The organism is Butyricimonas sp. (assembly GCF_019423355.1).
Taxonomy (GTDB): domain Bacteria; phylum Bacteroidota; class Bacteroidia; order Bacteroidales; family Marinifilaceae; genus Butyricimonas; species Butyricimonas faecihominis.
In genome coordinates this window covers 61,466-78,197 of the sequence record NZ_JAHZBP010000011.1, presented here as the reverse complement: position 1 = coordinate 78,197, position 16,732 = coordinate 61,466, and the positions used below count along the sequence as shown (strand labels likewise).

Sequence of the window (16,732 nt, the reverse complement as noted above, 5' to 3'; positions counted from 1 at the left end):
TTTCTTATCAATAAATCCGTTTTATTACGTACCTTTGCGGGGAATCAGAAATATTCGGATCATGACGGTAAAAATGATATTAGCTTGTATCGTGGCTCTCTTGGCGTTAGTAAACCCGGTACAGAAAGTTTTAATTGTTACTTCATTGCAGGAGAGGTTCAGTCCTAAAGAATTGCGGTATATATCCATTAAATCATCTATTACAGCCGCGTTGATTCTAGTCTTTTTTCTTTTCTTGGGAGAGGTTACTTTCAGTTACGTGTTCCATGTCGAATTGTATTCTTTTCAAATCACTTGTGGGGCGGTGTTGATGTATAATGGTTTATCCGGTTTGTTGAAAGGTTTTTTCCTGAAAGTGGACGAGCATATCAAACTAGCCGATCTGACCACCGTGCCTATTGCCATCCCGATGATCGCGGGCCCGGCAACCATCACGGCAGCCGTTACGTTTCCCGTTCAATACGGGCGTGAGATCACGATTATAGCCATTTTGATCGCTTTGGTGGTAAATCTGTTTTGTATGTTACAAGCCCGGCGAATCGGGAATTTCTTGATTAAATACAATTTCATGAACCCGTTGATCCGGATTATCGGGTTGATTGTTGCCACGATCGGGTTACAGATGATATTTGACGGAATCACGCTGTTTATAAAGTCGTTGACGGTGTAGTGTATTTGTTTCCCATTTCCTTTCTGGCCAGACGAGTGGCCTCTTGGATAAAGTCGGTTTTGGCCTCGGTGTAGGCATCCCGATCATGTTCATAGCGGAGTTGAAGGTTTTGTTTCAGTTTGCCGTATGATTTTGCCGTTTCCGGGTGGGAACGCAGGTAATCCCGAAAATAGAGTTCGTCCCAATCCCCCGGGAATCTCACGTGAAGATGAACGGCTTGGCCTCGGAAACCTTGAGGGGTATATCCTTTCATGAACATCAGGTGAGGGGCCGGGTTATTAGGCTGCGTGTTGCAAATATATCCCGCAGAGATCAGGGCTGCGGTGAGCGACGGGATGTCCGCGTCAGTGGGGATTTCCAATAGAATGTCTATGGTTGGTTTGGCTATTAGACCGGGGACGGATGTACTGCCGATATGATTGATTCTGCTGATGTTTTTTGTCCCAAGAGCTGAAATGATGGTGTCTTTTTCTTGTTCGTAAAACTTTGTCCATTCTGCACGATGTTCGCTTAGGATGATCGGAAATAGAGCCCAAAGCTCTTCGTTTGTCATTTTTTGTAAAGGGTTGTTCATTGTGTTAAGGTTTCCAGTCTATAATTCCGTTTGCAGGATGTGTTTTCCGCCAGTTTTGGAAAGCGGTATAATCTTGTATCCCGTCTTGAATGACGGCTTGATAATACTCGATTCCCATGATTTCTTCGCCGTCGGGAGTCTTGTACTTTAGTTTCAATATGGTTTCCCGGATTTCGGGTGTCAATACCGCTAAGATTCGTTCGGCCACTTGCTCGAAATAGCCGTCATAGTAGGAACCTTTCAGGATGTGAATCATGTCGATTTGCCACAATTCGTAATCGGTATCCTCGTACCACGCGTGCCATTCAATGCAATGTTCGTCCGTGTTGATCAGGTTTTTGTATTCGATTCGTTTGATAGCCGGGTTGGCGGCCAGTTGCGTGATTGCTTGGAAACTGATGGCCGGGGTTAATTGTGGCGTATAGATATGGAAATCTATATCCCGGTGTTTCATCATCAATCCCATTTTTAATGACCCGACAAGATTGATTTCCGCCCCGATGGATTTCCAGATATTGATAATGTCAGTTGTTTGGACTATCTGTTTGGCTCGTTCTGTATTGCGAGCTGCAAGTTGTAACATCGTTTCCATATATTCGTGATTGAATATGCAAAAGTATAAAAACAATCTGCGTTTTTGCTAAAAAACAACTATCTTCATGCCGAAATTATAAATATTCACATTTTGGGAACAATTCTTAAATTTATACTGGCTTAGTATTAGTCTTAGAAACCACAGGCTAATAATTCTTTCGTTTGGGTAATTCTGCCCAAGCCGGTTTATTGTTTTTATTTCTTTTCATTCACGGCATTGCTCTTTTTAAGGGGATAAGTCTCTATTGTTGTAGTTTATGGTCACTTCTACGTGTGCCGTAAGTTGTAATGCTGTGAATGATCATAAAATCTTTCAAAGAATATTAGGCACAGTATAGATTATGAGAACAGAGTATATATGGGAGATAAAGGTTAAAAACACACCTACCTTAAAAAGAAAATGTAATCATTGTAATAGTAATAGATTTTATTGTAGTAACAAGTTCAGGATGAATGCCCAAAAAAGAAATATTGATGTATGGTTAATTTATAGATGTGTTGAATGTGATAGTACCTATAATTTGACTATTTTGTCACGCACAAAACCTGAATTGATAAAAAAAGATTTATTTTCCAAGTTTTCAGAAAATGATGAAAAACTTTCTTGGGAGTACGCTTTTTCTTCTGAAATAGGACGTAAAAATGGTGTCGAACTTGATTATAGTAATGTCGAATACGAGATTTTGCATGATGGTATTTCGATAAATGACATCTTGGATGTTGAGGGGGAGGTCGTGGTGTTTAAAATTAGAACCTATTTTGAATTTGGGTTGAAGCTATCTTCTGTTATTCGATCGTGTTTAGGGGTATCTTCCAATTTGTTAAACCAAATGATAGAAGCTGAAGCTATTTTTGTTTCTGAAGGCTGTTTGCTAAAGAAACGTAAAGTTAAAGATGGAGATATTGTATTTGTGAATAAAGAGAAGTTACGAAATATGTATATATTTCGGGGGATGTTATAAATCTATGGACTAGGGGCTGTTCCAGAAGTCATTTAATTTCCAAAAACTCCTCCGTCACTTCGTGCCACCTCCTCTATAAACAGAGGAGGTGCTGGTGACTCATCCCGAAGACGGGTAGTATTTCAACTCTCCCTCTGTTTATAGAGGGAGTACCCCGAAGGGGGGAGGGAGTTTGAAAGATGACTTTTGGAACACGTTATTCATTTTTCATCCCAATATAAAAGACATAGCCGTAGTAACTTTTGTATTTCCGGTAATAGTCGATTTCATCTAATTCCCGTTGTACTAATTGCTGGGCGGGTTTACTGTTTTTATATTTTTCCAAGAAGAGAGGAATGTTTTCTTGCATAGGTTTGTAAAAACAATCCAACCAACAATATTCAGGTAAAATGAAATGGGCTACCGGGGTGTATCCGGCTTCTTCCATTTTCTTGATTTTATTGGAAATGGTGTCAATTTCGGCATAATTGAAATTCCAGAATTGTTCAATCTCATCCGGTCGGGTATTCGTGAGCCAAGAAACTTCCGAAACGGCGATCATTCCTCCCGGTTTCAGGAATTGTTTCCACTCCCTTAGACCTCTTTCGAATCCGATGTTATAGATGGAGCCTTCCGCCCAGATTAAATCCAGTTCTCCGGGTTCAAAAGGTAGGTTCTCCATGGAAACTGCAATGCCGGAAATCCGGTCGCTGAGTCCATGACGAATGGCCCGTTCCTTTAAAAGTGTGATCATCTTCGGGAATAAATCGATCGCCGTGATCTGTCCTTTCGTGTTCTCGGCAAGCGTGATGGTTTGTCCACCGCTGCCGCAACCAATATCGGCAATTTTGGCGTTATCCGATAACTCCCCGATAAAGCTCAAGGCTTGTCGGGTGACTTGTTGACTTCCGGGACCTTGACGGTTTAGACGTGAAAAAAAGTCTACGATCATGTCAAAGTCGAAGTCTGCTACTAATTGTAATTCTTGTTCCATAATTGTAATAAATATATGTGATTATATGGTGAATCCCATGCTTTAGACATAAAGATTCGGATAAAAATTTTCGTCGTGGCAGTAGGCACTTGAAAATCAAAAAATAAAATCAATAGAAATAATTTCCGGGTAGGAAACCCGGATAGGGAAATCCAGCCTGAAAGAATTCGGGCTGTTAATTACGCATTTATCTTCTTAGAATTTGTTGTTTTCAAAAAGCGATATTTTGTTTGTTGAGGCGAAGGTATATTATTTTCATTTAAAATCTATTTTCCGGCTCTAAAAAACTCGATCATTTCGCTGGTAAGACTAATGTCAGATTCAGAAGCCGGAATGTTTTCCCGCTCAAACCATTCGGCCAAGGCCAGTTCCTCCCGGTCGAGCGTGATGCTGTCGTCTCCTTCCACTTCGGCAAAAAAGCCCATTAGAAGTGTGTCGGAGAATGACCACGGTTGACTTTTGTAGTATCTGAGGTTTTTAACGTGTAATCCGACTTCTTCCATGACTTCCCGTTTCACGGTTTCCTCGACGCTTTCCCCGATCTCGGTAAATCCGGCGAGCAAGGCGTAGCGGGTATATTCCCGGTTGGCATATTTGGATAACAGGATTTTATTCCCGTTCGTGACGGCGATGATCACGGCTGGCATGATTTTCGGGTATTCAGTGTTATTACAAGTCAGGCAATGTAACATCCGTTCCTTTTCATGGGGAACGAGTTTTGTCCCACAATGGCTACAGAACTGATGGTTGTCGTACCATTTGTAGAGGCTGTACGCCGTGATACCTGCAAATGCAAGGTGTCTCGGCCCGCTTGTCCGGAAAAGCCCGATGTCTTTTAGCTCGAATTCCGGTTGTCCTTCCGGGACTTGATGTACCAGATAAAAACAGTCGTTGTCAATGGCGAATAAATAAATGGCTTTCTCGTAAACACTTTCTTCGATCCCGTTTAATTCCGCGAAACGGGGAAACCGCAGGACGGATGAATCTTTACCTGCCAGAACCGTGCGCCCGTCGAAATAAAGCGCGTAGCTTGTTGCCTCCGGACGTTTGGGGGCGTAAGCATTTGAAAATATATGGGGCGCTATATCTTGTATCATACCTTATTTATTTTGCCTGTGAATTCGGGCGTCAAAGGTATTAAATTGTTGGATATGACGCTAGTTTTTAAAATGAAAATGGGGTGTGTCAAAAGTCATTTTATTTCAAAAAACTCCTCCGTCACTTCGTGCCACCTCCTCTATAAACAGAGGAGGAGCTGGTGACTCATCCCGAAGACAGGGAGTATTTCAACTCTCTCTCTGTTTATAGAGGGAGTACCCCGAAGGGGGGAGGGAGTTGGATAAATGACTTTTGACACACCCTCATTTAAGAATAAAAACTTTGTAATGAAGGGTAATTGGCTCCTATTTTACCATCTCGTAATCGAGGCCGTTTACATAGTAGATAGAATAGAAGTTTTTATTATGGTTTTTCATCCATTCCCGCATTTGTTGAATGCTGTTCTTTTCAGAGTCGCAGTGGTCGGAATCTTTGTCTCCTTTAGCCTCTTCTTCCGCGACTTCTTTTTCCCAGTTGTCGATGTATTCCTGTGACAGGCGTTGTTCCTGTAATACCCCGGTCACGACGATTTCGGAATTAACCAGCTCTTTGTTGAAAGATTGTATGTTACCACCAGCTTCAACACGGATTGTGAGTTTACCCGTGGAGTCCGCGATGAAACAGCGACGTCCGGAGTGAGAACAAGTGTGTTTCACGACGCCTTTCAGAACGACCGTATCATTCAGTTGTTCTTCGGCCACGTTCAGAAGACCGTTAACGTCCAAGGTTTTGGAGGCCAAAGATATTTCAGTGGTATTCTCCTGCTGTGTTTTCTTGTTCGTGTTTTTGCATCCCACGATGGAAAGTGTTGCGATACAAGCGATAATAAAAATAAATGTACTTCTTTTCATGACGATATATTTAATGTTATTTTCTTATTCTGGCAAAAAGGCACACGGTAATAAATCCGGCAAATCCCGAGAATAACGTGATAATCCCGGCAAGGTATTTCCCGTATGATTTCTCTTTACGATACACGACAAAAGTAACTATTGTCAGTATAATATTCAACAGAAGAGACGGGAAATAATAACCCGAAACTCGGGGATAGATGTAACTGTTCGTGCTATCTTGAAAGGTCACCGTGAACGGGAACAAGTAAGGTAGTGTTTTGTCCCACGTGGATTCCGGTGCCGGGCGGAACAGGCTGTCCACTTGACGCATACTTTTATTCTCCAAGGCGTAGGTATGTTCCCCGTCCGAAGAAATCTTGGCTACCGTCCAGTAGAACATATTGGCCATGATGGAAACCCGGTCTTTATCGGGATTCACGTTTTCCAACACTTTCACGAGGCGGTACCCGTCCGTGGAAAGATAGTAAAGCGTGTGATTCGTGTCGAACAGGAATCCGTACAGGCTCCGGTTGTCAATTTCCATCGGGAACATACAGGAGATGTTACTTGCCTTCGTGTCCTTGACAAAAGGTTTCCCGTTTGTCATTTTTACATGGAAAAGATGTCCCTCGCTATCCAAGGCGAAATACCCTTCATCGTATGATTTCTGGCTCGTGGGAATCCCGGTGACCCACAGCGCGGGGAACGTGAAACCGGCCTTCTCCATTGCTTGCTGGAAACGGGTGGATTTCTGTTCGTCTGCCCGGTTGGTGGCCATGTCGATGAATTCGATGTTCTCTTTCAGTCTGAACATATCGCTGGGGTTTTCAAGGTCTACTTTTCCCGAACAGGATTCGAACATGGGGTAGAGTTCTATGACCGGGGTATTTTTATCTTTGGGTTTATACCAGAAGAAAAAGTTATTCCGGGCTATGGTTTGTCGGTCAACCGGAATCCCTTGGATGGAATCCGGGATGGCGTTTTCCATGGCTAACTGACGATAGTAGAACATGGGTAACACCCGGTCGAATTCCGCGTCCGAGTAGACTTTCCCGCTCATGTCTTTTCCTCTCACGTTATCATTGTCCTGATCCAAATAACAGAATTGGTTAATGACAGAACTGTAATAGGTGAACGGGTACCGGGGAGAGGAATCCATGGTTAATTGAACGAGTGACGGGATAATCCATGATAATAGGAAAATGGATAATCCGATATATAGAATCTTTATTTTCATCTGCTTGAAATTTAATGATATTACTGCATTCCTTCTTTAAAGTGACGAATGGAGATTTTGGGGTATAGGGCTAAAAGTACGAGTGTCCCGAACAGGAAGGGGAGCATGTAAATGTAGCTACCCGGTACGCCTTGTACCATGAATAATGATAGGATCAATAACCCGATCACGGCATTATAGATTCGCTGGCTCCACACGGGTTCCAGAATAATCCACGCCGTAAGTAGATAGGATGCGAAACCGCATAATACTTGCGGGAGTATCGTGGCGAACCATGCACCGACCACTTCTCTCGGGAAATCCGCGGATAGTCCCCACAGGAAACCACCATAGCTGACCGTGAAAAGGAGTAACAGGCACGCCATCCCGTAACTTAGCATCAGGAACACGATTCGGTTCTCTCCAAGCGGGAGATGCAGTGTCAGTTTGAAACGTTTCTTCGTCATTTCCGGAATAAACTGGGTGATTCCCATGATGATCCCGGCAAGTAGCGGTAAGACTTTTATCTGGTCCAGCAAAACCACGTTTTTTAGGATAAATACTTCCCACAAGTGTGGCATTCCCACGTTACGGGCGGCACTTGAAATGCGAAGTGCAATGTAGCCCATGGCGAGGATAAATACCACGAACATCAGGAGAAACATCCAACGGGTTTTAATCCATTCTTTGAATAGTAGTGCTTTGTTCATCGTTTTAGTGTTGTTTTTGATTAATATTTTCCGGTTAACCCGATAAAAGCGTCTTCAAGGGATAAAGTTTCCTCCTTTAAATCTGCCACTTGCACACCTTTTGATTCCAATAGTTGCCGGACGGTTTCGAGTGGTTCGAATGAGTAGGTAATCCATTGACCGTTATTTTTTTCGGTGTTCCATAGTTTTTCATGTTCCGTGGGAACTTGACCTTCGTTCAAGGAGAAACGGAAACGGTGGAAGTTTTCCATGATTTCCCGGGTCGGTTTGTGAATCAGCAAGCGCCCGTAATCCAGAATCATACAATCGTCAATCAGCAATTCCATGTCTTGGATGATGTGGGAGGTCAGGAATATCGTTTTATCCCCTCCGGCGGCAAAATCTCGCAAGTATTCCACGAACAGACGGCGATAGCCGGGGTCCAGTCCCATGGAGAAATCGTCTAGGATCAGTAATTCCGGGTCTTGGGCAAATAGTAACCCAAGGGCGACTTGAGAACGCTGACCGCATGACATATGATTGATTTTCTGATGAGGAACAACTTTTAGTTTTTCCATCAAACCGTAGAACGCGTCTCGTTTCCAGTTCGGGAAAAAAGCCCGGTAATACTTTTCGATTTGCTCGATCGTGAAATAGGTGTGTTGCACGTGACCTTCCAGTAATAAGCCGATCTTGGCTTTTGTGGCGGGAGTGAGGTGATTCATGTTCTCGCCGAGAAGGTAACACTCTCCGGAACAGGGTTTTAAATAACCGTTCAATATGTTAATGATGGTGGTTTTTCCCGTTCCGTTTTTTCCGAGTAACCCGAGTACTTTACCTTTTTCTACTTCGAAGTTCAGGTTCTCGTAAATTAATTTTTCTCCGTAATAGTGCGTTATATTTTTACACTTGATTACTTTTTCCATGTATAAAAGATATTATGGTTTAAAAAACAATGCCGCAATGTGCTTGCAGGGTTTCCCGGTGCAAGTCGTTTTGGCAGGAGTCATGTTGCCAGTTTAATTTGATAAAGATACCCCTGTTTTTAGGCAGGGAATAATTCCAGCGGAGTTCTATATTCGTGGTCCAGTTGTCCGCGGAGAGATTGTCGTAAGCCTTGTAAACCGCGGCTAGGGCGATTTGCTCTTGGTCGATTTCCGTGAGCTGCAAATCGGCGGTTGAATTCTTACGATACACCCCGTCCAGAACGAACTGGAAAGAGTGCTTTTTGTAGCCGGTTGCGGCAAAGAAGTTCATCCCACCGGATAAATAGTTTACTTTCATGAGGCGGGCAGGGTCAAGATATTCCATCTTGAACGAGTTGAACCCGGCTCTTGGTGACAGGTACCATGTAAAACGGTCTCCCTTGGTTTGCCCGTATACTCCCGAAACGGAAATATCTGCTTTTTTCACGGATAGTTGTTCGGCCTCGCCCGTTTTTTCGTACACGTTGGTCGTGGCACTTCCGATAAGGGATTCAATCCCTTGACGATCTTGGTAGGTTGCCCGTGTCCGGACTCCCCACTGGTGCTTGTTCCGGAAAGAAGTGTAAGCGATTTCGGCTTTCATCTCGTCCTGATTCAACGTGTTCAAGGGTAGGTCGTTCAGGTCTGAAATAATCTTTTCGAAAGAGAATCTTTCATACCCGAAGGAGCCGGAGAAACCTTGTTTGTCGCGGGGGAAAATTTCAATGCTTGCCCCGTAGCGATGACCGTCGTAGAAGAGGGAAGTGGCCCCTCTGCGAAACCGGACGTAGTCCATGCCCAGACCACTGAGATTATAGGTAATGGCGGAACCCAGTTCGCTATAAAACTTTACGTCGTTGGTTTGCTTGTATTTTCCGGCATGGAAGGCGATTCCCATGGAGTATAGCGTGTTCAACTTGGCCGATATGCCGATGGAGGCTTTCAGGTCCGAGACGATGTTTCTGGGGCGGGGATCGATCTTCCGGTACTCGATAAGGGCCCGGTAATTGGCATATATCCCCCAAGTGAAACGTTTATGTTCCTGCGCGTATCCCCCAGCAAAATAATATTCTTCAAAGTCCATGTCCCCACCGACCGAGTCCGCAACCACGTAAGGATATACCATCAAATAATCGGACGTTTCGTTCCATTCTACTTTTTCCCTTTTCCCTTTTTTAAAATAGGCGTTTCCCCATGTCTTGCTGTTTTCTCCTAATGGCATGTAAGAAAATGCGTGGAAGGAAAAATTACTAACTTCCGAGCCTAATTGGGGCAAAAATGCCTTGTTTGCATTCTGTTGTTCCCAACCGATTTGTAGTTCCGATATGGAGAACGTGTGAGCATAGTAATTTATAGCCGGGTTATCATAGATTTGCGACACGAAACTCTCCGTCGGGGAGAAGTAAATCCGTGCGCGGGTGTTTGCCGGAATACTATCCTGTGCCCATGCCTCGAAGGTCTGGAAAAGAAGACTAAAAATCAGAATGAAACGAAAAGTCATGATTTTGTCGGTTTAATAATTATTGTTTTAAAGACGGAGTGGCCTTGGCCTCAAAGTCTTCCGTGGAGTTATTTGTGTCTTTCAGTATCTTGCGTCCGTCAGGAGTGGTGGAAAGTACTTTCCGGCGGACACTTTTGTTGTATCGGTTTTTGTCGCTTGCGACTTCCCCGCAGTAGGTGAATCCCATGTCGAGGGATGCGTCAACTACATTCCAAGCATATTGTGCTTTGTTACTTATGTTGACCGCATCGATGATCCATGCGTTGGGGACTTGATAAGCATTCTTGTCTTGGGATTCTCCTATAACGTTAATATATGTAGCCTTGTATGTGTAATCTGTTAAAAAAGTATTTTTATCCACTTGTAACCGGGCAATAGCATAAGCGCAAAGTCCTTGATTGTGCAGACTCCATGTCGTTTTTGTATAGCTATAGATTTTGTCAAGGTTGGTCACTTGGGGATTATCTATATCTGGATTTTTGTCATTGTCATCGAACCATTCGAAGTCTGCATTACTTAGGTCGAAAGAATTGCTGTTTGCTTCTCTGTGATCTATTGCTTTATCACAAATCAAAAGAGATTTTCCGGGTTGTACCGGATAGTCTTTTCCGTTTCCGGGAATGGCGTACACGCATTGAACAGCCATTGCTCGTGACATGATGTCCGGTGTGTAGTCGTATTTTTGGGAGGTTTTAAAAGCGGATTCTAGAATAACAAGTCCGTCTGCATATAAAACGGAATCGGAATTGTTGTATATTTTAATATATTGATCTGCAAGATATTGTTTTCCTTCCGGTGTCGTACTTCCGGCGAAATAGACCTCTTCAATAACAAAATCCGCTTTCGAGTTGAAAAGGAATAATTTAATATTATCAGCGCTTGTTGTTCCGACAAGATTCACGGATTCTTTATATCCTTTTACTTGCCCTTCAACGGTTTTCTCGTCAACGATATAATTCATTTTCCCCTCTACGGTGATATTGTAAAGGCCTTCGTTGAGCGTGATTTTCCCTGTGGTTCCGGTCATCGTGTTTGTTGTCTGTTTTCCGGTGTTCACGTTCTTGAACGTGACGTGTAGGTCGGATATGCTTGTTACATTCAAGTCTTCCGGTTCTGTGAGTGTTAAAGTAAACTCTGTGATTTTTACTTTGTCATCATCCGTGCAGGCAATAAATCCTGCACAGATGAATAACATAAATACTAATACGTAAGAAATTTTGTTGATCATGTTGTTTTTGTTTTTATAAAGTGTTTATTTCTTCAAAGATGGTGTAGCTTCCGGGGTAAAATCCTCGGTTGAATTGTTGGTGTCTTGCAGAATTTCCCTTCCGTCTTCCGTGGTCGTGAAAGTTTTCCGGAGAACGCTCTTTCCATATCGGTTTTCATCCCCGTCAATAACCCCGCAGTAGGTCCAGCCCATATCTATCGTGGGCGAGGTTACAATCCATTGGAATTCTGATTTGACACTTAAATTGACAGCGTCTACAATCATTTCGTTCGGTACTTTGTAACAACTTTCCTCGCAGGGAATCTGGTATTCTTCAAAGACAAACATCCACTCGTAATCATAAGTATAGTCTTGTAAAAACTTTTCGATATCTCCCAGTCGAGCTATCGCGTAACTATTGAAACCGCGATTGTGGAATACAAATTTGCCGTACGGGGTCAGTATGTTGGGAACTTCGTGGTTATCAATATCGTCACTATCTTCATAGAAGATTTCGAAATCCGCTTTACTTAAATCGATGGAGTTTGAGTTTTGAGCTTGATGATTTATCCCGTTATCTGCAATGATAATATATTCTCCGGGATTAACCGGGTGTTCGGTTCCATTTCCCGGAATGGTAAGAATAGAGTTTACGGCCATAGCCTCTCTCATGATGTCTGGCGTGTAGTCTTGCTTGTCTGTGGTTAGGAATGCTGATTCTAGAATAGATAATCCGTCGGCATACAGCACCTTATCCGTGTTATTGTAGATTTTAATGTATTTGTCTCCATTGTATTGTTGTCCTTCTTCCGTCACCGTTCCCGTGAAAAATATCTCGGCGATAATGAAGTCGGAAGACGTCTGGCTAATGAATAATTCGGTTGCTAAAGAAGCGGTCGTTCCCGATATGTTGACAGATTCTTCGTATCCCCGGATTAGTCCTTCATGGCTTTCTCCCTCTCGCTTGTATTGAATAAAACCTTCCATGCTGATATGATACATTCCTTCCGGAAGGGTTACGTGGATTTGATTATTCTCGAACGTCGTGTTATTTGTCACTCGTCCGGTATTCACGTTGGTGAACTTTACTACCATATTGGATATACTAGGTTCTTCAAATCCTTCCGGAAGTGTTGTGTTTAATGTAAATTCGGTTGTATTAACCGTTTTGTTATCGTCCGTACAAGACAGCACGCTAAAGATCGTCACGATCAGCGAACAGAAAATGATAAAATTGTTTTTCATATTTATGATATATTGGTGTTATAATTTGATGTTCAATTCCATGCCGAAATAGGGGACTGCTTTCCTTCTGATTTTCGCCCCGTTGGCCTCGTAGCTGGGATTGTAGTCCAGTATGTTGTTTACGAACAGGGAGAGTCCTATCTTTTGATTGAAATACTTGGTTGCCGAGAAATTGATGTTGATGGATACGGGAACCGTTGTCCGTTTGAAAGCGGCCTCGTTGTAGTTCACTACCAGATGCTGGCGTTCCATGTCGGTTTGATCGGCTGCCGTGTAATCGTGTTCTTCGCCTTTGATGTCCACGTACTTGATCGGTACCCCGTTCTTTCTCATGCTCTTCTGTGCGGTAAACCACATGCATTGTACCGAAGTGGCGAAATTCAGTCCGAGCTTTTGCAGGTACGTGTCGAACATGAAGTTCGTGTTGAATTGTTCCCGAATATACCCGTCATCGTCCAGATATAACCCGATGTATTTTAATTCTTTCCCATTCAATATCACGCTAGGTTTCCTGTACACCGGCTGGCTGTTGTGGTAGGTCGATTTGAACCATGCCCCGGTAACCGTGAGACGGGTGTGTATGGATTCGATACGGTTGGACGAGTATTGAAATTCAACTCCTTTTTTGATAATCATGCTACCGTTCGTGTTTCTCCCGTACGTGCTGATCACCGTGTCGTTCGTGTAAGTCAGGTCACTTAATTCCGGTGGCCCCTGTAATGAGGTGTGGTCAATGGTTGAGGTGTCATATTTTTTATACTGGAAAGACCGGTAGTAATTGGTTGTTCTGAAACCGTCAGTCATTTTCTCGTAGAAATAATTCACGGAGAACAGGTGTTTGTCATAATCGAAATCCAGACGTACTTCCCATTTCTTGTTACGGGCGGGTTCCAGATCGTAATTCGTCGGGTCAATAATGTAGGTCATCATGTTTAAACGCCGGAAGTCAGCGTTCGTGTGATAATAGTTCAATTGGGTCAGGTCGTAATAGATCTTCTCCGGGTAGAGTTGTGACATCACGGGCATTTTCCTTTGCCAGCCGATCCCGCCGACAAGTTGGATGTTTAATTGTCGGTCGAAGAGAAACAGGGTCGGGAATTTCCATTGTGCGTTTACCCGGGGATCAAAGTATATTTTACCCTGCATCCGGTACTCCGCATCCAAGTTGAGCGGGGAGAAGGCACGTATACCCCCGGCCACGATCAGCCGATGTCGGTCGACAGGAATATCAATCCGGTCCTCGATGAAAAACGATAACAGGTGATCTGCCGGAATCTCGTCATACGGTCTGGGGCGATAGGAGGTCGAGGGATAAAGAGGCCGTGTCAGGTCGTACACCTGACCTTCCCCTAGGTTTTTACTCATTCGCCATTCAACTCCCGCTTTCAATTTATTCGTGGTGTTGAAAAGATCGAAGTGAAATTCACTCATCGTCTTCACGTAAGCATTGATGGGTTTGCCGTCCACTTTTAAATGTGCCGTATAGCGATACGGGAGAAAAATCCCGTCGTGTTCGCCTTCTTCCGTGTTGTCGGGAATGGGGGTGTCTTTATCCAGCGAGATAAATTTAGTCTGTTTGATTTTGTTGAGCGAGTAGTCCACGGCGGCGGTTAAGTTGACGTATTGCCAGTGCCGGGATTGGGTGAATACCCAGTTCAGCGTGTTTGACACGGACATCCGGTGGTAGCTGGATTTGTATTTGTCTATCTTTTTATAGCTGATGTCCGGATCGCTTTTCTCATCATCAATGGATTGCCCGTAGTCCAAGTCCAAATCCCATGATAATGACCGGGCGTTTGTTTTCCACACCCGTGCCACGTGGGTGGTTGCGGAGAGACGTTTGTAGTTTTCCAGATTGTTGCGGGGATCGATCTCTGCATCCAAGTAATCGAACCCGAAGTTGAATATCCATCCTTTGTTTGTCGCGAATCCTTTACCTAGGTACACGAGTTTACTTTCGGGGTCTGATTTTATGCGGGCTTCCCACGGATGGGCTCCCGCTTTTCGTTGGATTTTGATTACTCCGCTGGTCAGTTCACCGTATTCAACGGAAGGAATTCCCCGGATCACTTCCACGCTTTCGATGAAATCAGTTGACACCATACGCATATCAACCCCTTTGCCCGTGCTGTTCCGGTAGTAATCGTGATCGCTTTGACTGGCTCCCAGCACGTGTTGCATGTTGGCATCCGTGTTGATTGGTACCCCGTTGACAAGAAAAGCGGTACCTAATGATGAAATATCGTAATCGTCGCTGGAAACACCAACTTCCCGCAAACGGGCTTGGTTTACACCACCGAGGGCGGGATCTTTCGTTCTTCCGCCCGGCAGTAATGCCAGAATATCCGTGAAACTTGACGGTTGCAGGAGTTCCATGGCCTTGCGGTTAATCTTGGAAGAGGTTGTAAGGCCTCTGGATTCGGATGCGGTGACAATAATGTCTTTTAGCGTGATATTGTCCGGTTGCAAGGCGATTGCAATTGTCGTATCCCGGTGGATGGACAGGGATTGATGTATCGGGGTATATCCGATAAAAGAGATGCTAAGAGAGTAGGTCCCGGTTGGAACGTTTTTTATGCTGAAACTTCCTTTCGTATCACTGATCGCGTGAAGTTGCACGGAATCATTTTTTAATAATACGGTTGCGAATTCCAGTAATTCGTTCGTCTTGGCGTCTTTTATATTCCCTTGCAGGTGAAATTGTGTTTGACTTTGCGCTTGAATCGGTAGCGCGATAGATAGGTAACCCAATAAACAAAGAATCTCGATAATCCCAAATCTGCATTTCATCACTTACTTCTTTTTGTCGATGCAAAGTTATAGGGTAGGATAATATGAATCCATCACCAAAAATAAGGATATTGGGGGTGCTTTTGGGGGAGAGGTGTCCCCGTTTATGGGGATAAAAAAAGAATGGGGCTGACCCCAAAGTCCATTTTAAACAACTACCCCCACTAACTCCCCCTTACTCAGGGGGAGAAACCGCTTGGTAATCAGCTCTCCCCCTGTGTAAGGGGTAGTTGGAGGGGGTAGTTGTAAATACAAACAGGACTTTTTAGTCACCCTCATTCTTTTGTTTATAAGGTTTATAAACCCAATGACTTTCTAGTATTTTATTTCTGTAATTTATCGGCTCTTTCTTTTAATCTTGCTGCACGAGCCTCGCTATCCGGGTGGGTAGAAAACATCTGTTGTATGCGAGAGGCTTTTTCACCCCCGGTATTGGAGAGTTCTACCAGTTTTGTCAATGCTTTTGACATGGCGTAGGGATCAACCTTTTGTTGAAGGCAAAAATCAAAAGCGTAATCATCAGCGGCGAATTCTTGCTTTTGTGAGAATTGTGCCCCCATGAAAGCCTCTGCCAACGCTCCCAGTTGGGAATCGGTCAATTTGGATGCAGTCTCGCTTACCGCACCTGCCACGTTCTTGGCAGCCGAACGGAGGTAAGCATTTTTCATGGCGTGTTTGGTGTCTTGGTGTACCACGTGTCCGATCTCATGACCGATAACAGCCAGCACCTCGTCATCAGTCATTAACTCCATTAATCCGGCAAAGATACGGATGCTCCCGTCCCCGCAGGCAAAAGCGTTGACATCGACAACTTCATATATAGCAAAATTCAGTTTCAGCCCTTCAATTTCGGGGAAGTTTGCCGTGATCTTGGCCAAACGTTTACCTAATTCACTATCTGGTGCCGCCACTTTATTATGAGTGTCCATCCATTGTATGTATTCTTGGCTCATGTTAGCAATGTCCTCGTCGGAAAGAGTGATCGCTCCGGCCGCATCCTTCCCGGCTTGAATAGCTTTTTTCGTGTCGATTTTCATTTTGCCGATTTTTATTTGCGCTTGTAAAGTTAAGGTTCCGGCAAGTAATAATACGCACATGAATAGTTTTCTCATCGTTGTAGTGAATTTTAATGTTTGATTATTAAATATTTCCTTATTGTCGTTGTATGTTTGTAATATGAAGTACAAAAATAAACATTTCCCTTGTATCTTTAACGGGAAAGAATTATTTAAAAATATTCTTGCGAGAAGTGAGCAAGTGAAGAAAATTATATTACCTTTGCATCGCTCAAATGAAAAGGACTCGTAGCTTAATGGATAGAGCACTTGGTTACGGCCCAAGAGGTTGTGGGTTCGACTCCCGCCGAGTTCACGAAAATGTCATAAAATGGCAATGAAAAAATGCCAAACCTTGTA

The 16,732-nt window shown here is 43.7% G+C and carries 15 protein-coding genes and 1 tRNA gene; 3 read left to right on the top strand and 13 right to left on the bottom strand.

Annotated features, from left to right (window positions below; all coding sequences use genetic code 11):
• Positions 1 to 61 precede the first annotated feature (61 nt).
• Positions 62 to 670 (top strand): MarC family protein, encoded by a 609-nt coding sequence (locus QVC79_RS14565; protein ID WP_124316921.1) that lies wholly within the window; start codon positions 62 to 64, stop codon positions 668 to 670.
• Here QVC79_RS14565 and QVC79_RS14560 read toward each other — a convergent pair.
• Complete coding sequence (locus tag QVC79_RS14560; RefSeq protein WP_270593211.1) at positions 648 to 1,223, bottom strand: GrpB family protein; 576 nt, start codon at positions 1,221 to 1,223, stop codon at positions 648 to 650. The genes QVC79_RS14565 and QVC79_RS14560 overlap by 23 nt on opposite strands.
• Positions 1,224 to 1,248: 25 nt before the next feature.
• Positions 1,249 to 1,836 carry a phosphoglycerate mutase family protein gene (locus QVC79_RS14555; RefSeq protein ID WP_270593212.1) on the bottom strand — a complete coding sequence of 196 codons (588 nt, stop codon included), beginning with the start codon at positions 1,834 to 1,836 and terminating at the stop codon, positions 1,249 to 1,251.
• Positions 1,837 to 2,179: 343 nt separating this feature from the next.
• Here QVC79_RS14555 and QVC79_RS14550 point away from each other — a divergent pair, with 343 nt between their 5' ends.
• A complete protein-coding gene (locus QVC79_RS14550; RefSeq protein WP_270593213.1) occupies positions 2,180 to 2,800 on the top strand; it encodes a DUF1062 domain-containing protein in 621 nt (206 codons plus the stop codon).
• A 196-nt stretch (positions 2,801 to 2,996) separates the two neighbouring features.
• On the opposite strand, the gene QVC79_RS14545 is transcribed toward QVC79_RS14550, so the two are convergent.
• From QVC79_RS14545 to QVC79_RS14495, 11 genes are all read right to left on the bottom strand, one after another.
• Positions 2,997 to 3,773, bottom strand: coding sequence for a class I SAM-dependent methyltransferase (locus QVC79_RS14545; RefSeq protein WP_270593214.1), 777 nt, complete (start codon positions 3,771 to 3,773; stop codon positions 2,997 to 2,999).
• A 266-nt stretch (positions 3,774 to 4,039) separates the two neighbouring features.
• Complete coding sequence (gene nudC, locus QVC79_RS14540; protein WP_270593215.1) at positions 4,040 to 4,870, bottom strand: NAD(+) diphosphatase; 831 nt, start codon at positions 4,868 to 4,870, stop codon at positions 4,040 to 4,042.
• Between the two features lie 306 nt (positions 4,871 to 5,176).
• Positions 5,177 to 5,722, bottom strand: a complete 546-nt coding sequence (locus tag QVC79_RS14535) for a hypothetical protein (RefSeq protein WP_270593216.1) — start codon at positions 5,720 to 5,722, stop codon at positions 5,177 to 5,179.
• Between the two features lie 16 nt (positions 5,723 to 5,738).
• Positions 5,739 to 6,941 carry a DUF4857 domain-containing protein gene (locus QVC79_RS14530; protein WP_270593217.1) on the bottom strand — a complete coding sequence of 401 codons (1,203 nt, stop codon included), beginning with the start codon at positions 6,939 to 6,941 and terminating at the stop codon, positions 5,739 to 5,741.
• A gap of 20 nt (positions 6,942 to 6,961) precedes the next feature.
• The gene (locus QVC79_RS14525; protein ID WP_124316913.1) at positions 6,962 to 7,630 is read right to left on the bottom strand and encodes a hypothetical protein; all 669 of its coding nucleotides are present in this window, start codon (positions 7,628 to 7,630) and stop codon (positions 6,962 to 6,964) included.
• Positions 7,631 to 7,650: 20 nt separating this feature from the next.
• Complete coding sequence (locus QVC79_RS14520) at positions 7,651 to 8,535, bottom strand: ABC transporter ATP-binding protein (RefSeq protein WP_124316912.1); 885 nt, start codon at positions 8,533 to 8,535, stop codon at positions 7,651 to 7,653.
• Positions 8,536 to 8,554: 19 nt separating this feature from the next.
• The gene (locus QVC79_RS14515) at positions 8,555 to 10,075 is read right to left on the bottom strand and encodes a DUF6850 family outer membrane beta-barrel protein (RefSeq protein WP_270593218.1); all 1,521 of its coding nucleotides are present in this window, start codon (positions 10,073 to 10,075) and stop codon (positions 8,555 to 8,557) included.
• Positions 10,076 to 10,094: 19 nt separating this feature from the next.
• Positions 10,095 to 11,303, bottom strand: coding sequence for a DUF4876 domain-containing protein (locus tag QVC79_RS14510; protein ID WP_270593219.1), 1,209 nt, complete (start codon positions 11,301 to 11,303; stop codon positions 10,095 to 10,097).
• A 24-nt stretch (positions 11,304 to 11,327) separates the two neighbouring features.
• Positions 11,328 to 12,527: a DUF4876 domain-containing protein gene (locus QVC79_RS14505; RefSeq protein ID WP_151411775.1), complete on the bottom strand. Its 1,200-nt coding sequence runs from the start codon at positions 12,525 to 12,527 to the stop codon at positions 11,328 to 11,330.
• Positions 12,528 to 12,545: 18 nt separating this feature from the next.
• A complete protein-coding gene (locus QVC79_RS14500) occupies positions 12,546 to 15,317 on the bottom strand; it encodes a TonB-dependent receptor (RefSeq protein WP_270593220.1) in 2,772 nt (923 codons plus the stop codon).
• A gap of 323 nt (positions 15,318 to 15,640) precedes the next feature.
• A complete protein-coding gene (locus tag QVC79_RS14495) occupies positions 15,641 to 16,429 on the bottom strand; it encodes a M48 family metallopeptidase (protein ID WP_124318033.1) in 789 nt (262 codons plus the stop codon).
• 186 nt (positions 16,430 to 16,615) lie between these two features.
• On the opposite strand from QVC79_RS14495, the gene QVC79_RS14490 reads away from it, so the two are divergent.
• Positions 16,616 to 16,688: transfer RNA gene (locus QVC79_RS14490), tRNA-Arg, on the top strand.
• Positions 16,689 to 16,732: the final 44 nt, after the last annotated feature.